Source organism: Paraliomyxa miuraensis, from assembly GCF_026337845.1.
GTDB lineage: Bacteria > Myxococcota_A > Polyangia > Nannocystales > Nannocystaceae > Paraliomyxa > Paraliomyxa miuraensis.
In genome coordinates this window covers 77,739-96,764 of the sequence record NZ_JAOVZF010000155.1, presented here as the reverse complement: position 1 = coordinate 96,764, position 19,026 = coordinate 77,739, and the positions used below count along the sequence as shown (strand labels likewise).

13 protein-coding genes are annotated in these 19,026 nt (G+C 70.2%); 6 read left to right on the top strand and 7 right to left on the bottom strand.

The features are described from left to right. Nucleotides 1-120: 120 nt before the first annotated feature. Nucleotides 121-3,618 carry a hypothetical protein gene (locus tag OEB96_RS24215; protein WP_266219083.1) on the top strand — a complete coding sequence of 1,166 codons (3,498 nt, stop codon included), beginning with the start codon at nt 121-123 and terminating at the stop codon, nt 3,616-3,618. Here the strand turns inward: OEB96_RS24215 and OEB96_RS24210 are convergent. The 3 genes from OEB96_RS24210 to OEB96_RS24200 form a co-directional block, all read right to left on the bottom strand. Further along, nucleotides 3,590-6,040 carry a TonB-dependent receptor gene (locus tag OEB96_RS24210; protein ID WP_266219082.1) on the bottom strand — a complete coding sequence of 817 codons (2,451 nt, stop codon included), beginning with the start codon at nt 6,038-6,040 and terminating at the stop codon, nt 3,590-3,592. The two genes, OEB96_RS24215 and OEB96_RS24210, sit on opposite strands and share 29 nt — an antisense overlap. After that, nucleotides 6,037-7,071 carry a hypothetical protein gene (locus OEB96_RS24205; protein ID WP_266219081.1) on the bottom strand — a complete coding sequence of 345 codons (1,035 nt, stop codon included), beginning with the start codon at nt 7,069-7,071 and terminating at the stop codon, nt 6,037-6,039. Before OEB96_RS24205 ends, OEB96_RS24210 begins: the two co-directional genes overlap by 4 nt. 137 nt (nt 7,072-7,208) lie before the next feature. Beyond that, nucleotides 7,209-7,850 carry a hypothetical protein gene (locus tag OEB96_RS24200; RefSeq protein WP_266219080.1) on the bottom strand — a complete coding sequence of 214 codons (642 nt, stop codon included), beginning with the start codon at nt 7,848-7,850 and terminating at the stop codon, nt 7,209-7,211. A gap of 367 nt (nt 7,851-8,217) precedes the next feature. On the opposite strand from OEB96_RS24200, the gene OEB96_RS24195 reads away from it, so the two are divergent. The 3 genes from OEB96_RS24195 to OEB96_RS24185 are packed head-to-tail and all read left to right on the top strand — an operon-like array spanning nt 8,218 to nt 10,323. Next, nucleotides 8,218-9,294, top strand: a complete 1,077-nt coding sequence (locus tag OEB96_RS24195) for an alpha/beta hydrolase (protein WP_266219079.1) — start codon at nt 8,218-8,220, stop codon at nt 9,292-9,294. Nucleotides 9,295-9,324: 30 nt separating this feature from the next. Beyond that, the gene (locus OEB96_RS24190; RefSeq protein ID WP_266219078.1) at nt 9,325-9,867 is read left to right on the top strand and encodes a hypothetical protein; all 543 of its coding nucleotides are present in this window, start codon (nt 9,325-9,327) and stop codon (nt 9,865-9,867) included. Nucleotides 9,868-9,918: 51 nt separating this feature from the next. After that, a complete protein-coding gene (locus OEB96_RS24185) occupies nt 9,919-10,323 on the top strand; it encodes a hypothetical protein (RefSeq protein ID WP_266219077.1) in 405 nt (134 codons plus the stop codon). A 12-nt stretch (nt 10,324-10,335) separates the two neighbouring features. On the opposite strand, the gene OEB96_RS24180 is transcribed toward OEB96_RS24185, so the two are convergent. The 3 genes from OEB96_RS24180 to OEB96_RS24170 form a co-directional block, all read right to left on the bottom strand. Then, nucleotides 10,336-11,436, bottom strand: a complete 1,101-nt coding sequence (locus tag OEB96_RS24180; protein ID WP_266219076.1) for a hypothetical protein — start codon at nt 11,434-11,436, stop codon at nt 10,336-10,338. A gap of 42 nt (nt 11,437-11,478) precedes the next feature. Then, nucleotides 11,479-12,801: a hypothetical protein gene (locus OEB96_RS24175; RefSeq protein ID WP_266219075.1), complete on the bottom strand. Its 1,323-nt coding sequence runs from the start codon at nt 12,799-12,801 to the stop codon at nt 11,479-11,481. A gap of 176 nt (nt 12,802-12,977) precedes the next feature. Continuing rightward, a complete protein-coding gene (locus tag OEB96_RS24170) occupies nt 12,978-14,576 on the bottom strand; it encodes a phytoene desaturase family protein (RefSeq protein ID WP_266219074.1) in 1,599 nt (532 codons plus the stop codon). Nucleotides 14,577-14,655: 79 nt separating this feature from the next. Here OEB96_RS24170 and OEB96_RS24165 point away from each other — a divergent pair, with 79 nt between their 5' ends. Together OEB96_RS24165 and OEB96_RS24160 are read left to right on the top strand one after the other, a co-directional pair. Then, entirely contained in the window at nt 14,656-17,103 is a 2,448-nt protein-coding gene (locus tag OEB96_RS24165; RefSeq protein ID WP_266219073.1) for an APC family permease, read from the top strand. Between the two features lie 43 nt (nt 17,104-17,146). Continuing rightward, nucleotides 17,147-17,887 carry a sulfite exporter TauE/SafE family protein gene (locus OEB96_RS24160; RefSeq protein WP_266219072.1) on the top strand — a complete coding sequence of 247 codons (741 nt, stop codon included), beginning with the start codon at nt 17,147-17,149 and terminating at the stop codon, nt 17,885-17,887. Nucleotides 17,888-17,891: 4 nt separating this feature from the next. Here OEB96_RS24160 and OEB96_RS24155 read toward each other — a convergent pair whose 3' ends face one another. Beyond that, the gene (locus OEB96_RS24155) at nt 17,892-18,992 is read right to left on the bottom strand and encodes a hypothetical protein (protein ID WP_266219071.1); all 1,101 of its coding nucleotides are present in this window, start codon (nt 18,990-18,992) and stop codon (nt 17,892-17,894) included. Between the last annotated feature and the right edge of the window lie 34 nt (nt 18,993-19,026).

Here is a 19,026-nt window from a genome sequence, read left to right as displayed (position 1 = left end):
GAGGCCGACCGTCGTGAAGGCGCGGGGGCGATCTCCGCGCCTTCTCGCGTTTCGAAGGCGTGGAGTCCTCCGCTCGTGCCGAAGCGGCAGACCCCCGGCCGAAGCGAGTAGGATGGCACCGTGGCCCGGTCCACGCGACAAGCCATGCTGGCCCAGCTCTGGACGGCCGAGAGCATCGAGGCGCTCCTGGACGTGCTGGCGCGCTCGCGGGACATCCGCTCGCCCGAGGTCATCCACGAGCTCCATGCGCAGGCGATGGAGTGTGAGCGTACCGCGCCCGAGGTCTCGGCCCAGCTCGACCGCGTGGCGGGCCAGCTCACCGAGCTCCACGCCGCGCTTCGTGGTGCCGAGTCGCTCGCGTCGCTCGACGAGCTGCTGCGATGGCAGGCGGAGGCCCCGTGGCGCATGTCCGGCGCGATGCAGCGCTTGCTGGCGGCCGTGGCCGCCAAGCCCGAGCCCGCCGCCTGGCCCTGGGCGCTCGAGCCGCTGACGCGACTCCAGGCCGAGCTCGATCGCCGGGCCGCGACATCGTCTGCGCCCACGACGTCGAGCCCCACCCCGTTCGACGTCCTCGCGGAGCTCATCGAGCCCTGGCACCGGCTCGACGCCGGCCTCGAGCGAGCGTGCCAAGCCCTCGCCGCCGAGGTCGTCGCCGGGCGGCGATCGCTGGCCGACGCCCTGAGTGCGGTGGACACGGATGCGGCGGGCGCCCCGAGCACCAACGCCGACCACACCGCCGCGAGCATTCATCGCCGCAGCAGCCTGCTGCTCCACTTGCTGGAGGACGCCTCGCCCGCGATGCGGCGGGCCGCGCTGGTGGCCCATACGCGCATGCTGTCGAGTCCCGAGGCCCACGGGCTCGAGCCACGGTTGCGCCTCGAGTGGTTGCTGCGATGGGCCACGGCGCTGGACCTCGGCTGGAGCGTCTTGCCCGATCCTGCCGCGGCGTTCGAGGGTGCGCTGCGATTGCTCGACCAAGCCCGTGCAGCCGCAGCGGAGCTCCCCGCCCAGCTCCATCGCGATGCAACCACGGTGTGCGCCCGGATCCTGCGACGCCTGGCGGGCTGGCGCGACGCCATGCTGGAGCCCGCCATCGCGGCCCACGAGCGCGCGTTGGAGGCCCTCGACCCCCAGCCCGCGGCTGGCGCAATGGGCCGGGTGCTCGGCGATCTGGCCGTGCTGCTCGCGGCGCGTCGCAGCGACGAGCCGCAGGTCCAGGACCAAGCCGTCCGCGCCACGTTCGAGGAAGCGCTGGTCGAGCTGCGCGGCTCGGTCGTGCTCCGAGCGCGAGCGCTGGCCGACTACGCAGCGTACCTCGGGCGACCGCGTCACGCCTCGTCGGAGGATCCCGAGCTCGCGCTCGCGCTCGCCCACGAGGCGGTGGCGCTGCTCGAAGGGCTACCGGCCGCGGCACGCGGGCACCCGTGGCTGCGCATCGAGGAAGCCACGCATCGCATGACGCTGAGCAACCTTCGCCTCGAGCTCGGCGAGCACTCGCCGTCCGAGCGCTGGGTGGTGTGCACCCGCGAGCTTCGACGAGCGCTCGAGTGCGTGGGCGACCACGACGAGGTGCTGGTGGGCGCTGTGCACCTGGGTCTCGCCCTGGCGGTGCTCGGCACGGCATCCGCCGAGCATCGTGCCGAGCAGCTCGAGGAGGCCACCCACTGGCTCGCACGGGCGGCTTCGTGCCTTGGGCCGCTGCCCGTGCTCCACGGGCGGGCGCTCGCCGAGCTGGCCATGCTCACGATGCTGACGGCGCCCGAGGACGAGCGAGCACGCGACGATCTCATCACGGAGGTCGAGTCGGCGCTGCAGCGCTTGCCGCTCGGCTCCGATCCGAGCGTCCGGGCTCGAGTGCAGAGCGAGCTCGGCAAGCTGCTGCTCCATCGCGATGGGCCCGACGATCTGGTGCGCGCGGCCGAGCACTTCGCCGCCGCCCGCACCGCCTTCGTCGAAGGAGGAGAGGTACGCTTGGCGGCCGAGGCGGCACGCGACTTCGCCGAGTGTCAGCTCCGCCAGCACGCCGACGGTGGCGATCCCACCGCCCTCGTCCGAGGCGTGGTCGTGCTCGAGCAGGCGTCGTTGCTGGCCGAGCAGCGCTGGGCGGCGCGCGGCCCCGACGATTCCCCCGATGACCCCCCCGACGAACCACTGGCCGAGCTGTCGGCGACGCTCAGCGACATGCATGGAGACCTGGCGTGGTTGCAGGCCAAGCTCGGGCGTCCCGTCGAGCAGCTGCTGCACCACGTGACCCGGGCCAAGCACCTCCAGGCGCCGACTCTTCGCGCTCTGGAGCGGCGAGCCGAGCGCTCCTCGCTGCTGCGTCCGATGTATCTCGATGCGCTCGCGCGCCGCTCGTCGCCGCCCGTGCTCCGTCGCTCGACGCCGTGCGCGGCCCCGGCTCCCGCCAGAGCTCGTGCACGAGCCCTGGCCTTCGCAGCGGCCAACCCCGAGGTGCTCGTCCTCGATCTCACGCTCACGCGCTGGGGCACGGTCGTCGTGGCGGTGTCGCCCAGGGGACTGGACCTCGCCACCATCCCGCTGTCGCAGGCGACCGTACGGCGATGGATCTGGGGTGAGCCCTCGGCCCCGGGGTGGTGGGCCCACTACCTCGCTCATCGCCGGGCGCTGGCGGCAGACGACGTGGAGGCCGCCGCTGCTCACGAGCGAGCCTGGATCGCAGCGGGCGCCCGGCTCGCCGCCGACCTGGGCATGCGCTTGCTCGAGCCGCTGAGCCTGGCGCTGGGCATCCCGCTCGCCGATCGTACGCTGCTGCTGGCCCCGGGACGGCTCGATGGTCTGCCCCTCGCCGCCGCCCGAGTCGCGGGCGAGCCGCTGGTGGTGCACGTCAAGGGCTTGGCAAGGATCGCGTCGCTGGCGGAGCTGCCCCCGGGTCCGCTGCCCGACCCACGCCCTCATCGAGCGCTCTGCGTGCTCGCCGACCCTCGGTCGGTGGAGGCCGAGACATCGGTTGCGCTGGAGGAACTCCACGACGTGGTCCGGTTGCTCGCGTCGGCTCGCGCAGAGGTCGAGGTGCTGGCCCGGCTGGGCACGACCGAAGGCGCGTCGCTCCTTCGATCGGCACCAGCCCGCACCCGCGAGCGTGCGTCGGTGAGCCCGGAAGCACCCACGATCGAGGCCGTGCTCCGGCGGGCACCACGGGTGGACCATGTCTTTCATGGCGGCCAGGGGCGAACCGACGGCCTGTTCCTGCTCGACGAAGAGGGCCGACCCACCCAGCTCGACGGAGCGATGCTCGAGGGAGGGCCGCGGTGGGCTCCGGGCAGCAGCGTGCTCGTGAGCGCGGCGAGCCGCTGTGCTCCCCCGGCCGAGGATCGCCCCACGTGGGACCTGGTCCGGTCGCTCCATCGCGCCGGCGTGACCGCGGTGATCATCGCCCCCCATGCGGTACCCCCGACGCTCGCGCGAGACGTGAGCCGCGGCCTCTACCTCTACTGGGCGCTCGGGCGCAGCCTCGTCGAGGCGAGCACGGCCGCGCTGGCCAACGTGGCGGGCTCCGATCCCTCGCGGATCGGCGCGTTCGTGGTCTCGCTGGGCGCCATGGACGAGCCTCCCGCGGCGGACGCCCCTACCAGTCCACCCGCACCCCGAGGCTAGGGAAGATCGGCAGACCGACGTATCCGGCCTCGCTGCGAAAGTCGGCCGCGTAGAGCACCAGCTCGGGATTGACGCGGTTGTAGACGTTCTGCACGTCGACGTAGGCCGTGACGCTCGCCCGATCGCGAATCCACTGCTTGTCCACCCGCAGGTCGAGCTGATGGGACAGGGGCAGGCGAGCCGCGTTGCGGGTCCCGAACACCGGCTGGTGGCCTCCGGGCAGCGCCACCGAGCCCACGACCGGCGTGTAGGGCAAGCCGCTGACCAGCCGAAAGCGCCCGCCGATCCGCCAGTGCTCGGGCAGCACGTAGCTCGCGAGTGCGACGAGGTTGTGGCGCTGATCGTAGTCCGAGGGTCGACGCGAGTAGTCGAACCCGGGCGGGGCCTGCAGCAGCACGAGATCCGCGAACGTCAGCGTGTAGGCGACCCAGCCGTAGAGCTTGCGACCCACCCGCGCCCTCACCAGCGCCTCCAGCCCCGTCGCCCGACTCACGCTGTCGAACGGATTGCGCGCGCCATCGTCGAGCGGAGGGACGTTGTTGTGCTGGTTGTTGAGGAACCCTCCGAGCTCGGCCGCGCCCCCGTCGCCGAGGCGAACGCGAACGGCCGCGCTGGCATGCAGCGCCTCTCGCACGTTGAGCGACGAATCCTGGGGCGCGAACGTGGCCGCGGGATCGAGGTTGCCGAACGACGAGGGCAAGAACGCGCTGGCCCCCTGCACGCCCGTGCCCTGCCCCACGAGGTCGACCTCATTGCGATCGGCGATGCTGCGGACCTGCGAGTAGCGGCCCAGGCCGGCGCTGAGCTGCCAGCGCTCGCCGAGCGACAGCTCGCCCACGGCGCGAGGATCGACCGCGAACGCGAACCTCGGGCCCACCGAGAACGCGCTGGCTCGCGCCCCGGGGCGCAAGGTCAGCGCGCCCAGGCGCAGCTCGCCGCTGACGTAGACCCCCAGCGAGCTCTGCAAGCCCCGCTGCTCGTCCTCGGAGAGCGTGCCCTGGCCCGTGACCAGATCGAGCCCGGCCTCCTCGTCGAGCGTCGAGTAGCCGTCGAGCTCGAAGTCGGTGCCCACGGTGAGCGCGGCTCGCCGACCCACCGCGTGTCGCAGCTCGGCCCGGGCCGAGCCGATCGCGTCGCGACGACGGCGACGAAACGTGTCGGCCGCGGCCACCAGGCGGTTGCTCTCGTAGCGAAACGAAGGGGTGAGCCGCACCGCCCAGCCCTGCCACTGGGTGCGATAGACCAGATCGGCGCGGTGGAAGCCCGTGCGCAGCACGAAGGCCGAGACGTCGGCCGCCTCGGGTGAATTGCGGGCGCGCAGCACGTCGCCGGCGCCGAACACCCGAACCCCCAGCGTCGCTCCCCCGCGCAGCGGGTGGTCCAGCAGCGCCTGGTAGTCGAAGTAGCGCGGAAGCAGCACGCTGCTGGGCTCGCCCGTCACCCGCTCGGTCACGGCCGCGGCGCTGGCGAGCACCGCGTCCACGTAGCCTCGCTGCCCGCCCACGATGAACGACCCGCGACCGATCGGGCCCTCGACCATCGCGCTGGCGGCTCCGAGGTCCACCTCGCCAAAGCCATGGACACCGTCCCTTCGACCCCGCCGGGGCTCGATCACCACGATCCCGCCGGTGGCGTTGCCGAACGCGGCGTCGAAGTTCCCCGGGACGTACTGCAGCTCGTCGAGCACGTCGGCCGGAAACACGCTGGCGAGCGACAGGATGTGGAAGGCGCGGGGCATGGCATGCCCACCCAGGAACACCTGCGACTGGCCCGGGGGCGTGCCGCGGATCACCAGCACCCCGAGCCCTCCCGGAGGGCGCCCCACCCCGGGCAGGTTCTGCAGCGCGCGCAGCGGATCTCCCTGACTACCCGGGAGCGTCGCGATCTCCTCCTTGGTCAGGCGATGCTCGACGACCTGGCTGCGCGGCACGGGAGGAGCGCCCGCCACCACCGTGCGAAACGGCGAGGCCTCGAGCGGAACCACGTAGAGCGTCAGCCGGATCGTGGCCCCGGGGTCGATGCGCACGATGTGATCCCGGCGCTCGAATCCCGGCACCAGCACCGCCACGCGCACCAAGCCCGCGGGTAGCTCGTCGACCCCAAACAGCCCTTGGTCGTCGCTCCGTGTCGACCGGGCCCACGGCGGCTCTGCTTCTCCAAGCGGCGGATCGTAGTCCCCTGGCTCGGAGCCCGGTGGCGCGGGCATCACGATCAGCGAGGCGTCCGGCAGCGGGATGCGCTGCCCGGCCACCCGAACCTCTCCGCTCACCGAACCACTCCCGTCCTCGCAGCTCGGCCCCGGGCACGAGCCCTCGGCGGGCACGCCCGCAGCGGGCGGCTCGGCTCGCGCCACGGCGCCGAACGACGCGAGCCATGCGACCCACGGCAGGCCTCGCTCCCAGCTCCACCTTCGCGTGGTCAATCGCCGAGCTCGAGGTCCAGCCATCCCCAGCCCTCACCGCCGCGATCGTCACGGAGCACCACATGAGCGCGCACTGGTCCCTGCACGGCTCCGACCCGCACGCGAACCCACAGCTGCCCTGGCGGCGCCTCCTCGACCTCGATGTCGCGGTCGAACCACCACTGATCGTAGAGGAAGTCCTCGAGCGTCGCCGTCTGCTCCCCCACCGCGGTCTCGAACGCGTCGAGATCGTCGTCGGTGGTCTCGAGCGTGAGGGTCACCCACTCGTCGCGTGGCACGACGATCGTGTCCTCGGCCGAGGCCATCATCGTCCGCTCGCCGATGTCGACGCGGATGTGCTCGACCCCAGGATTGCGATTGCGCGGGCGGTTGAGCAGCGTCTCCGCCGTGGGATCGAGCCCGGGATCGATCCCATGGTCCTCGAGCAGGCGCGCCAGGTCGCCCAGGGGCCCGATCCCCAGCACGCGCTCCATCGACAGGCAGCCGTCGAGCGGCTCGCGAGCATCGAAGCGCGCGAGGCAGCCGTCCAGCCCGGGGCCGTCGGGCGCGCTAGCGATGAACCCCACGGTGGGCCCGCTGACGAGGCCGAGCACGGTGGAGAAGCCGGAGGGCAGCTCGGAGGGGGCGTCGGCCATGGTCAGCGTGGCCGTGCCGCCCTCACCGAAGCGGCACGGCGTGGACGGCTGGAGTTCGTCGCCGCTGCACGCCGGCAGCTCGGTCACCGATCCGCGAAGCAAGCACGTGCCGAGCCCCGCGCACAGGATGAAGCGCCCCTCGAGTACGTCCGGATCCACGAGCCCATCGACGTCGACCACGACGGGACGCAGCGAGAGGGTGTCGAGCGGCAGCGCGTCCCGAAACGTGCGCGGGCCGGGCTCGATCCTCGCCCCGTAGGGCCCCTGCGCCACGACCTCGACGTGCATCGCGAGCTCGCGCGGTCCCGTGACGAGCCAGGGAGGATCGATGGGTGGGGCACAGGCGGCGATCGGGAGCAGGAGTGCCCACGAGCCCGCGAGCCAGCGCGGGTGCACCGGTCGATCTTGCGCGGCGCGAGCGGTGCGGAGCAAGCCTCGCGCCCAGCGGCCGGCACGAGCCGCGATCCGGGCTTCGAAAGAGGAAACGGCGAGCACCCCATCGGGTGCTCGCCGTCCCACTCCAGTCGCCGGGACTAGCCGTTGCAGGCGTAGCCAGCCGCGGTGCACTCCGTGTCATCGGCGCACGTGCACTCGCCATCCATGCACACGCCGTACTGATCGGCACCGCCGAAGTCGCAGGGCTCACCCTCGGCCGCCCCACCACAGGGCTCGGGCTCGGGCGACACGCAGATCGCGTTGCCGGCGTCGTCCTCACCGGTGCACTCGAGCATCAGCACGTCGCACTCGTTGCCGTTGGGGCACGGGATCGTGCAGATGTTGACGCCGCCCACGTCGGCGCAGGCAAACCCAGCCGCCGCGGGGCAGGTGGTGTCGTCGCAGGGCGGAGGCTCACCGATGTACTCGCAGAAGCCTTCGTTGCACGCCCAGTCGGCCTCATTGCCGCCCATGGCGCAGTCGGCCGGCGCCTCGCAGGCGAGGGCGCAGAAGCCCGAGCCACCGGCGGTGGTGGTCATGCCGGTGTCGGCAGTGGTGGTCATGCCGGTGTCGGCGGTGGTGGTCATGCCGGTGTCGGTGGCCGGCGTCTCGGTGTCCGCCGTGGTCGGGGTCGGGCCGGTGTCGGCCATGGTCTCGGTCCCCGAGTCATCACCAGCAGGGCAGCCGGCGAGGGGCATGACGAAGGCAAACGCGAGGGCAAGGCTGGAAATCTTTCGCATGGTCTGAAATCTCCTGAGGATCAAAGCAGGGGCCGAGGGCGCTCGTTCGGTGCAAGACAAGGGATCGAAGAGAAGAGCACCGCGCCGCGGCCCGGAGCAGGGCTTGTAGCACCAAATCGTCGGTTCGGTGACGAACGCCGCCGACGTCGGTTGCACCCTCCTGCCAATGCAGCGCTCGACAACGACCGTCTCTGCTCACGATCGAGCTTGGTTTTGCGAGGTTTGACGTGCTCGTGGGCCCGCGATCATGCTCATCGTGCTCGTCAGTGGCATTATTCCGGTTTTGAACAGTGTTCTGATGTGACAAAGCAGACAGAGGATCTCCCGCACGCGTTGGGTGAGCACACGACGGTACCCTCCTCACCGCGTGAGCAGCTTCGTGAGCGACCTTGCCGAACGTACTCAGGTCTGGCTCGGACATCGCCTGGCCCGTGCTCCCGATCTGGTGGTGGAGCACCTCACCGCGCGTCGGCCCATGTCCATTGCGGGCCAGCGCCTCGAGCCGCGCACTCAGCATGCGTTGCTGCTCGTGTCCCGCTCGGGACGACCGCCCCTCGAGCAGCTACCGGTCGCTCGGGCGCGCCGCGAGTACACCCGCTTTCCTCTCGTGTTCGAGGACCCACCGCTCCCGCTCCCGCACATCGAGGACCAGGCGCTCGAAGGACCCGAGGGCCCGATTCCGATCCGCATCTACCATCCTCGGCATCCACCTCGGCATCCATCGCCGTCGCACGGCCGCCTTCCCGTGCTCGTCTACTACCACGGCGGTGGCGGGGTGGTGGGCAGCATCGAGACCCACGACGGCCTCTGCCGCCTGATCGCCCGGCAGCTCCGTGCACTGGTGGTCTCGGTCGAGTACCGCCTGGGGCCCGAGCATCCGTTCCCCGCGGCACCCGAGGACGCCTGGGCGGCGTATCGCGGGCTGCTCGACCGCATCGACCGGCTCGAGGGCGATCCCACGAGGGTCGCCGTGGGCGGCGACAGCATGGGCGGCTGCCTGGCGGCGGTGGTGTGCCAGCGCGCGCGCGACGAGGCTGGCCCCATGCCCCGGGCGCAGTGGCTGATCTATCCCGCGACCGACCGCGCGACCCACCGGCCCTCGCAGAGCCTGTTCGGCGAGGGATTGCTGCTCACCGAGCCCATGATGCAGTGGTTCTCGGACCTCTACCTCGGCGAGGCCGATCGCCACGATCCGCGCGCCTCGCCGCTCCACCACCCCAATCTGACCGGGCTTCCGCCCGCGGTGGTGGTGACGGCGGGCTTCGACCCCCTGCGCGACGAAGGCCAGGCCTACGCGGAGGCGCTGGCCGCCGCCGGGGTCCCCGTGCGCCATCGCTGCCACGAGGGCCTGGTCCACGGATTCGCTCAGATGACCGGCGCCGTGCCGGCGGCTCGCCGCGCCATGATGGACGCGATGGCCCAGCTGCAAGCGCTGCTTGACTAGGCGCGTCGACGGCTTGTTAGGATCCCCGACATGCGCACCCTCTCGTCGTCGTTGCTCGCCCTCCTTTTGGTCACCGCCTGCGACTCGGGCAAGAAGAAGACCGAGCCCAACCCCGATGAGGCCAAGAAGGCCACCGAGGACGAAGAGGCCGCCAAGCGGATCGAGGCACGCCGCCTCGAGCGGGAGGCCAAGGAAGCCGCCAAGGTCAAGGAAGAAGAGGAGCGCAAGGTCAAGATGGCCGAGCTGTGCGTGGTGCCGGAGGACGCCAAGAAGCCCAAGAAGCTCGACGCCGCCTGCGATGCCGCGGCCGAGGCCCAGCTCGAGTTCCTGCGCCGCCAGTACGCCGAGGAGCCCGCCAAGCTCGAGGGGGTGGAGAAGAACGCTCCCATGCAGAAGGCCAACCTCATCAAGATGTGCTCGAGCTTCGAGGTGGCCCTGGGCCTCAAGAACGCGTTCGACAACGCACCCATGGGCTACGGCGAGCACCTCAACGACCTCATCGCGACCTGCATGCAAAAGCTCGGCAAGCCCAGCGACGCGAGCGCGGCGGTGCCGATGAAGAAGCCCGGGTGATCGACCACGCGGGCCCGGCCGCCGAGCGGTGCTACGCTCCGTTGCACCCACGTGAGCGAGCTCGGCAGCATCTTCGACGATGAAGCTCCGAAGGTCGGAGCCAAGGGACCCGATCTTCGGATCGAGATCGCCGTGCGTCGCTCCGATCTCGAGTCCGATCGCCCCCTGGTGGTGTCGGTGCCCGAGCGCGTGCCCCATGGCGAGTCGAGCGTGCCGCGGCACCGCGAGGTCGGAGACCCGCCGGGCGAGGTGACCCTGCACCTGTCGCCGCGGCTGAGCGACGGCTCCGTGCTGCGCTTGCGTCGGCAGGGCGGCGAGCATCCGAGCGGAGGGGCGCCCGGGGACCTCCTCATCAGGATCTCGCTCGTGACCGAGGCCAGGATGCGGTGGGTGGTGGTGGTGGCAGCGGTGGTGCTCGCCGCCGTGGCCGTGGCTGCGTTCGCGTGGCTCGGCTGACGCCGCACCCCCTCACCCGCACCCCCCTCCCGAGATCCTCACCGACGCATCCGTACCCGCCCCCTCCGGCCGGGTCAACCTGAGCGCATACCTCCCCTTCCTCAAGAACACCACCGGGATCGGGATGTCGAACCCCAGTGACATCTCGGCCATGATCTTGTCGCACCCCAACGCGCACTCCTCCACCACCAGCCGAGACCCTGCGGCCCCTTCCTCCACCCACGAGAAGAACGTGTACTCCCCATCCTCGGGCACATCCACCGCGATCGTCTTCCAGATCTCCCCATTCCGCGGCCCGACCGTTCCCGGCTCGTCACATGCGATCCGCTCACGGATGAACACCGCCTCGTCCCCCTCACAGCGAGCCCGCAGTGCCGTCGGCTCCTCGCAGCCATATAGCGGATACCGAAACCGCGCCTGATCGCACTCCGGTTCCTTCGCGTACTCATCCACGAGATCCTCCCACTCCACGCCGGTCACGTCCTCGATCACCTCGATCGCCCGCTCCGCCCCAGAGGACGCATCAGTCTCCAGCAGCAGCGCCCGGGTGACCTCCAGCCCGTATCGATCGTGCAAGTGCGCCACGAAGTGCCCCGCGCGCGGGTACCAACGGAACGGCAGCCCAGTCTCATCGCTGGCCGCCTCGATGCCTTCCATCAGGTCTCCGTTCGACGTCTCCCGCATCTCGAAGCGGGCGTCGTCACCAAGGATCTCGGCCGTCCCCTCCTCGAAGAACAGCTGCGAGAACCCGTACCAGCCGCGAACCCCGTGCACGATCTCGTGCTCCTGCGGAGCCACCTTCGCATATACGCCGTCACGGAAGGCACAGCCCACCCCATCCCTCTCGCACGGAGAGTCACCGTCTTCGGACCCATGCACGTAGATCAGCGGCCGCTCTACCTCCCCTCCCATTGCATCGGCCACCAGCCCGACGTACCGATCCATGTACGGCAACGTCCCCTCGCACAGCTCGTACGCCCCTGGCTGCGGCGCGTAGTCGAGCTGCGCGCCGCTCCAGATGATGGGAGGAATCTCGAGGCCCGACTCCTCGGCCTCGCAGCCGGCGGCCCCGAGTAGGACGATCATGCTCCGCCACACGAGCGATGATTGCATCGATCCGATTCCTCTCTGCGCTCATCATGCGCCACCACCGGCTCATTGCCACTGCGCCGACGCCACCACCAGCGTCCAGTGCCCCAGGCCATCCTCGTGTCCGATCGTGAATGCCGAGCTCGCCCAACCTTCTGCGGTCTTGATCAACACCAATGCCGTCTCGTTGGTGGCGTTCACCACGCCCGGAATCCCACCGCTGGTTGCACTCACTGCAAACCACGCCGCCCCTGGCGAGATCGCGAGCGACATGCCTTCCTCGTCGACCACGGCCGGCGTGCTGTCCCAAAGGCGTACCGCAAAGCCATCGACGGTGACCACGAGGTCCTCGGTGCCGACCTCGGCCGCTCCCGCTGCATGGATCTCGAGGTTCTCGAGTGACGCCGTCCCCGCGGCCGCATCCAGGAGGACGGCGAGAGTCGAGCATGCACCAGGTTGGCATCCGTTGACCTCCGAGGCGAGTTCTCCGCTTCCTCGCACAATCGAGTCGTAGAGCGACGGTCCTTCGAGTTCCGCGCTCCCCGCTACGAGGTACGAGATCGCAGAGCCGGGGTCGGGGTCGATCTCGAGGAAGAGCACCCCGTCGTTGTCGTCCGCCGAGAAGCACTCGTCGGGCTCGCCCGTTGGATGCACCCCGGTCCAGTTGGCCTCGACGACGGAGATCTCTACGTTGTTGACGAGGCCAGGTGGATCGAATGACCACGACCCAGACTCGAGCAACGTGTCGTAGCCGATGCCGTTGTCGTCGTCGTCGCAGCTCGGCAGGATCGACCCGATGCCCGTGTCCTGGATGAATGCACTGATGCACTCGTCTTGATGCCCCCGAACATAGTCCGCGATCTTGTTCACGGCAGCTCGTCTTGCCGCATCGGCGATCGACCCCCCTCCGAAGGCATCATCGGCAAAGTCACGAAGATTGGGCTCCATCGACTTGCACCCCTGCTCGGCCAGGTCGGCCATGCAGTAGCGCTCGTGCGGCTGCCCGCAACTGGGAACCGAGTCATCGTACTCCGGGCAGCACGCCATCACATGCGGACTCTGGTAGCTGTCCCCCATCACCCCCGGGCCGAACTCGAGCACGAGGCCATCGAATACGGGAGCACCATCGAACGGCCCGTCGACGACGATCTCGATCGCGATGTCGCCCGCACACTGATGCTTGTACGCGAAGCGATTCGGTACCGTGTCCATGAGACAGCTTCTCGAGGGCAGCGGTCCACCTCCCTCTTCGCCGTAGTCGTAGCCGTCGGTCTCACCGATGTCGATCGGCTCATCTGGATTTTCTCCCCCACATCCGACCTCGCTCATACCGGCCAGCAGGGCTGCGATGCTCATCATGCTCTGGGTTCGCAACTGCCACGTGTGCATGAAGGCGAACGTGCCGTTCGTACGCGCCTCGACAACTCACGATCCTCCAAGCGGTCGCATGACGATGTCTTCGATGCCTCCCGCTCCCCGCTCCATGATCTGCTGGCCCAAGGGCCTTCCCTCGCGCCGCCATCGCCCAGACATGAGCAACGAGCCGTCCGGAATCCAACTCCCGATCACCCCAGCGTCTTCATCACCAGGTTCTCCCCCGTGATCGCCGAGGCCGTGAGGAAGCCGGAGAGCAGCGCGCCTCCGACTCCGCAGGTCACGATGTCCTGACCAGTGAGGTAGAGGCCGCGCAGCGGCGTCCTCGGCCGCAGGAAGCGATGCTCGAAGCGCTCGGGGTCGTGCGACAGCCCGTAGATCTCGCCGTGCCCGTAGGCGGTGAAGTGCCGGGTGGACAGCGGCGTCGACAGCTCGGTGAGCTCGATGTGCTCGCGGACCTGCGGCTCGAACCGCAGCAGCGGCTCGAGCAGCCGCTGCGTCAGGCGCTCCTTGTACTCCGCGTACTCCGAGCCGCGCTTCTTCCACGGCCGATCGGCCCAGCGTTCGAAGCGCTCCCACGGCGCGAGGGTCACGACCTCGATCGTCGCCCGCCCCGGGTGTCGCGACTCGAACTCCGGATCCTTGGCCGAGGGAAACGAGATGTACGCCACCGGCAGCGGCGCGCTCTCGTCGGCCAGGAAGCGCTCGATGCTCAGGTCGTGATCGTACTCGTCGGGGTAGATCCAGTAGTTGGCCCGGGGCAGCCGCAGCTGCTCCGCGGTGCGATCGAGCCCGATGTACAGGCTCACGTGGGACGCCGACGGCTGGACGCGCTGGGTCAGCCCCCCGAGCCCCAGGCGCTCGCGCTCGGGTCCCGGAACCAGTCGACCGAACGTGTTGGGCACCCCCGTGTTGCTGATCACCAGCGGCGCACGGATCTCGCGGCCGTCGTCCATGCGCACGCCCACCGCCGTGCCGTCCTCGACGAGCAGGCTCTCCACCTCGGCATTGGTGAACGCCACGCCCCCGGCCGCCTCGATGCGTGGCACGATGGTCTGGGCAATGCGGGCCGAGCCCCCGACCGGATAGCACCCTCCGGCAAAGTAGTGCTTGACCAGCGAGGCGTGCATGCCAAAGCTGCTCTGGCGCGGCGGCAGGCCATAGTCGCCGTACTGCCCGGTGAGCACGCCGATGAGCCGCAGATCATCGGTCAGCGAGCGCAGCACCTCCCAGGTGGTCTTGCGGGTGTGCCGAAGGTACTTGCGGCGCAAGAGTCCGCCCGCGGCCCACGAGCTCAGCGAGCCCATCGCCTTCTCGATGAAGTAGTTGCGCGAGGACGCCACGGCCGAGAACACCAGGTCGACGTACGCGTCGATCGCCTTGGCATGGGCCGCGGTGGGGAACTTCTCGCGCAGGCCCTCCTTGAACGCCGACACCCCGGCCCGCAGCGGGTACTCCTCGTCACCAAAGACGATCCGGTCGTAGACCTCGCCCATCTCGGCCCAGCGCAGTTCCCCGTCGGTCACGTGGTCGAACAGCTGCCGCAGGATGCTGCGAGGCCGGTGGACCTCGCCCACGTAGTGCACGCCCACGTCCCACTCGTAGCCCTTGCGCCGGAACACGTGCGTGAAGCCGCCCAGCACGTAGTGGCGCTCGAGCATGGCCACCCGCTTGCCGCGCTGCGCCAGCAGCAAGGCGGTGGTCATGCCACCGAGGCCCGAGCCGATCACGATCGCGTCGTAACGCTCGTCGACGGGGGCTTGCTTGTAGGAGCGACCAAGGCGAGACACCCGCGGGTTATACGTCACCCCTGCCGTTCCGCGAGGGCGCCCTCGGCCGTGGTTTGCGTGAGATCGAGCGCCGGTTATCATGGCCACCCACCCGCTCGCCATGAGCAGCCGCGATCCTCAGACCCCCGCGGGGCCACCCGGTCACGCACCGCTGCCGCACGGGGGCGGGTCGTGGCCAGCGCCCGCGCCCGTCGTGCCCACGCACGGCCACCAACCCGGCGGCCCGCCCGTCGCGCCCGCCTTCGGGGCGGTCGCCCCCGCGGCACCCCGGGCTCCGCAGCCCGAGCCGCCCGTCACGCCCGCCCCCACACAGGGCCGCTTCGGCACCTTCGGGGGCGTGTTCACGCCGGTGGTGCTCACCATCCTCGGCGTCATCATGTTCATGCGGGCCGGCTACGTGGTCGGCGTGTCGGGACTATGGATGGCGCTGCTCATCCTCGCCCTGTCCAAGGCGATCACCACCCTCACCACGCTGTCGCTGTCGGCCATCGCCACCAACCTCGACGTGCGGGTGGGCGGGGTCTACTTCATGATCTCGCGCGTGCTGGGCCCCGACTTCGGGGGCAGCATCGGCATCACGCTGTTCATCGCCCAGGCGGTCAGCGTCGCGTTCTATACCATCGGCTTCACCGAGGCGATCTTCGCCCTCATCGGCCAGCTCAGCAGCTCGGTGGCCGCCGGCATGATCGCGGCCAAGGTGCCGCAGATCATCTCCACGCTCGTGGTCACCGGCCTGTTCGTGCTCACCTTCAAGGGGGCCGACGTGGCGCTGCGGGCCCAGTACTACGTGCTGGGCCTGCTGATGCTCTCGGTGCTCTCGTTCCTCGTGGGCGGCATGATCGAGTTCGACCGCGCCACGTTCGAGGCCAACCAGAGCACCGCCTTCACCCCGCAGGTGGGCTTTTGGACCGCGTTCGCGATCTTCTTCCCCGCCGCCACCGGGATCTCGGCCGGCGCCAACATGTCGGGCGACCTCAAGGATCCCGGGCGCTCGATCCCCTGGGGCACGATCGTGGCGATCGCGTTCACCGGCGTCGTCTACACCGCCCAGCTCGTGCTGACCGCAGGCAGCTCGACGCGCGCCGACCTGCTCCGCGACCCCTTCGTCGCCCTGCAGCACATGAGCCTGTGGGGCCCGCTGGTGGTGCTGGGGGTGTTCGCCGCCACCCTCAGCTCGGCGCTGGGCTCGTTCCTCGGCGCCCCGCGGATCTTGCAGGCGATGGGCCAGGACCGGCTGATGAAGCCGCTCGAGCTGTTCGGTCAGGGCTCGGGCCCGGCCAACGAGCCCCGCCGAGCCACCGTGCTCACCTTCGTCATCGCAATCGCCGTGATCTGGGCCGGCGACCTCGACGCGGTGGCCGAGGTGATCTCGATGTTCTTCCTCATCGCCTACGGCATGATCAACACCTCGGCCTTCGTCGAGAGCAAGAGCGCCAACCCCAGCTTCCGGCCGAGGTTCCGCGCGTTCCACTGGAGCCTGGCGCTCGCGGGTGCGATCGGCTGCCTGGTGGCGATGATCAAGATCAACGAGACCTACGCGCTGGTCGCGTTCGGGATCACCGGGCTGCTCTACTTCTACCTGCGCAATCGCGACATCCAGACCAGCTGGGGCGATGCCAAGCAGGGCTACATCTTCCAGCGCACCCGCGACAACCTGCTCTACCTGGGCAACGCCAAGTCCCACCCCAAGAACTGGCGTCCGATCCTGGCGGCGGTCGGCTCCGACCCCATCAACGAGCCCCGGCTGATCCAGATGGGCGCGTGGCTCGAGTCTCGTCGCGGGCTGTTCACGGTGGCCCACATCCACGAGAGCGGCGAGCCCGAGCTCACGGGGCGCCTGCGCGCACGCAAGGATCGTCGCGACGAGCTGCGCCGCCATCTCGACTCGCTCGACATCGTGGGCTTCCCCGAGGTGGTCGCCGTGGGACGCTTCGACGAGGGCCTCGCGACGTTCCTCCAGAGCTACGCCATCGAGGGCGTGCGCCCCAACACCGTGCTCGCCTCGATCCCCCCACCCACCGACCTCGCGGGGCGCCAGCGGCTGCTCGTCACCGAGGAGATCCTGCGCGCGTTCGACTTCAACCTGGTGCTGCTCAAGCCGGGCGACATGGCGCTCGACAAGCCGGTGCGGGTGATCGACCTGTGGTGGCGAGGCGATCGCAACGGCAGCCTCATGGCGCTGCTCGCCTATCTCATCACCCTCGACCGCACGTGGCGCACGGCCCGGCTCCGCATCTTCCGGGCCGTGGCCGATCCCAGCGCCGAGGCCCTGGGCCGCAAGCACCTGCGCGACCTGCTGACCAACGCCCGCATCGACGCGGAGATCCACGTGTTCGTGGCAGAGTCCCACCCGCACGAGTTCATCCCCGAGCACTCGGGCACCGCCGCCGACATCGTGATGCTCGGCCTGTCCACCGTGGACATGGAGCGCTTCCCCGAGTACCTCGCGGCCATGGAGCCCATGCTGGCGCGGCTGCCCACCACCCTGCTGGTGCGCAGCAACGGCGAGGCCGACCTGTTCGCCTGAACCCGGGACCATCCCGGCGCGCACCTCCGGCTGGCGACCAACGATGCTCGCGCTCTGTGCTTCGCTCGCGCCGCTGTTCCTCGCGGTCTTGCTGGGGTTCTCGGTCCAGACCGCGCTCGGCTTCGGCGGCGGGCTGATCTCGCTGTCGCTGGCCGCCCTGTGGATGCCCATCGACGAGGTCGTGGTGCTCATCGCCCCCCTGTCGATCGGTCAATCGCTCGCGGTGCTGCTGACCGAGCGCGAGCACGTGGCCTGGCGGCCACTGCTGCGAACGCTCGTGCCCGCGATGCTGGTCGGCATGACGGCGGGCCTGTGGCTCGCCACCGTGCTCGCCGGACGAGACGAGCTGCTGCGCCGCGCCTACGGCGGGTTGGTGATCGTGCTCGCACTCCAGAACCTGTGGCCGCGCTCGTCCAGGGAGGACGACCCTCCCCGCGTGGCACTGGCCATCGTGGCCGCGCTCGCTGCGGGCGTGATGCACGGGGTGTTCGCGACCGGAGGACCGCCGCTGGCCTACGCCGCGCACTGCCTACGCCTGCAGCGCGACGCGTTTCGAACCACTCTGATGACGATCTTCCTGGGGACCAACGCGATCATGGTCGTCGCCTTCGTGAGCCAAGGGCGCCTGCGCGCCGAGCATGGTTCATCGGTGCTCGGGTTGCTGCTGGCGATCGCAGTGTCGGTCCCCCTGGGTCGCTGGCTCGCCCGCCGGCTCCCCGAGGCCGGGTTTCGACGAGCGGTGTACGCCCTGCTGCTGCTCGTGGGAGCGTCGCTGCTGCGCTGACCCTTCAGGCCCCCGGCGCCCGTGGTGGAAGCAAGCCTTCCTCCACCGCACGCCGACGCATGAAGCCGTGGATCTCGGCCCGATCGGTCTGCGCCCGCATCCACCGCGTGCCCAGGCGCGCGGGCGCGTCGGGGTCGAGGCCGAGCCGCTGCGCCCGCTGTCGAAAGCGAGCCCCGGGACTCGCCAGGGCGCAGTGCCCTCGGCTGAAGCGGCGATCGACCACCGCATAGGTACCCGGCAGCCCCTGCCCCTCGCACTCGCGCTTGGCCGCGCGCGCCACCCACACCGCGGTGATGATCGCCACCAGCCCATCGTCCTGGCAGAACACCCACGGCGGCGCGCGGGCATCCCACACTGGCACGTAGTACGCAGGGTTGAAGCCGAACGCCCCGTAGCCAAACGCCCACGCATGCTCGCTGCCCCACGATGCGGTCCCGTCGGGCGCCAGCACCTCGAGCGGGATCATGGCGTCGAGGTAGTCGTTGTCGCGAAAGGTCCGAACCCGGCGCAGGCGAGCCTTGGCCTCCCAGTAGGCAGGATCGCGAGCGCTCACCGAGGCCAGCACCTCGAGCAGCTCCGCCTCCTCGGTCGCCGAGTAGCGCAGCCTTCGATACGCCGCGGTTGCGGCCTCGATGTCGGGATCGAGCACGTGGAGCGCATGAGGTCGGTAGCTCGACTCGCGCATCGCCCACGCCCGAAACAGACGCGGCTCGGCACCCATCTCGGTGGCCACCAAGCTCACCAACGAGGCAAAGCGCCGTCGATCCTGCTCCGTCCACCGCCGACGGATCCGCTGGTAGCGTGGGCGACCACCTTCGAGGTTGAGGCGAAAGCGCTCGCAGCGATTGGTCGCATCGAGGACCACGGGCCCCGCGTGCGAGAGCACGTCGTCCTCGTCCTCCGATGGCTCGGGAGCCCCGGCCGTCCCCTCCGCGTCGGCCACCACCGTCTCGGGTGCAGCCACTGCCGGCTCGGCCACGACCGGCTCGGCCACCACCTCGACCGGCGAGGCCGCGTCACCGCGCTCGTCCACGCCGCCGCCACATCCGAAGACCGCAACCACACAGCCGAGCACGGCAGCCCGCCCGGCCCGCCACAGGCGCACGAGCCACGCACGCCACGGCCGGCCACGACCTCGA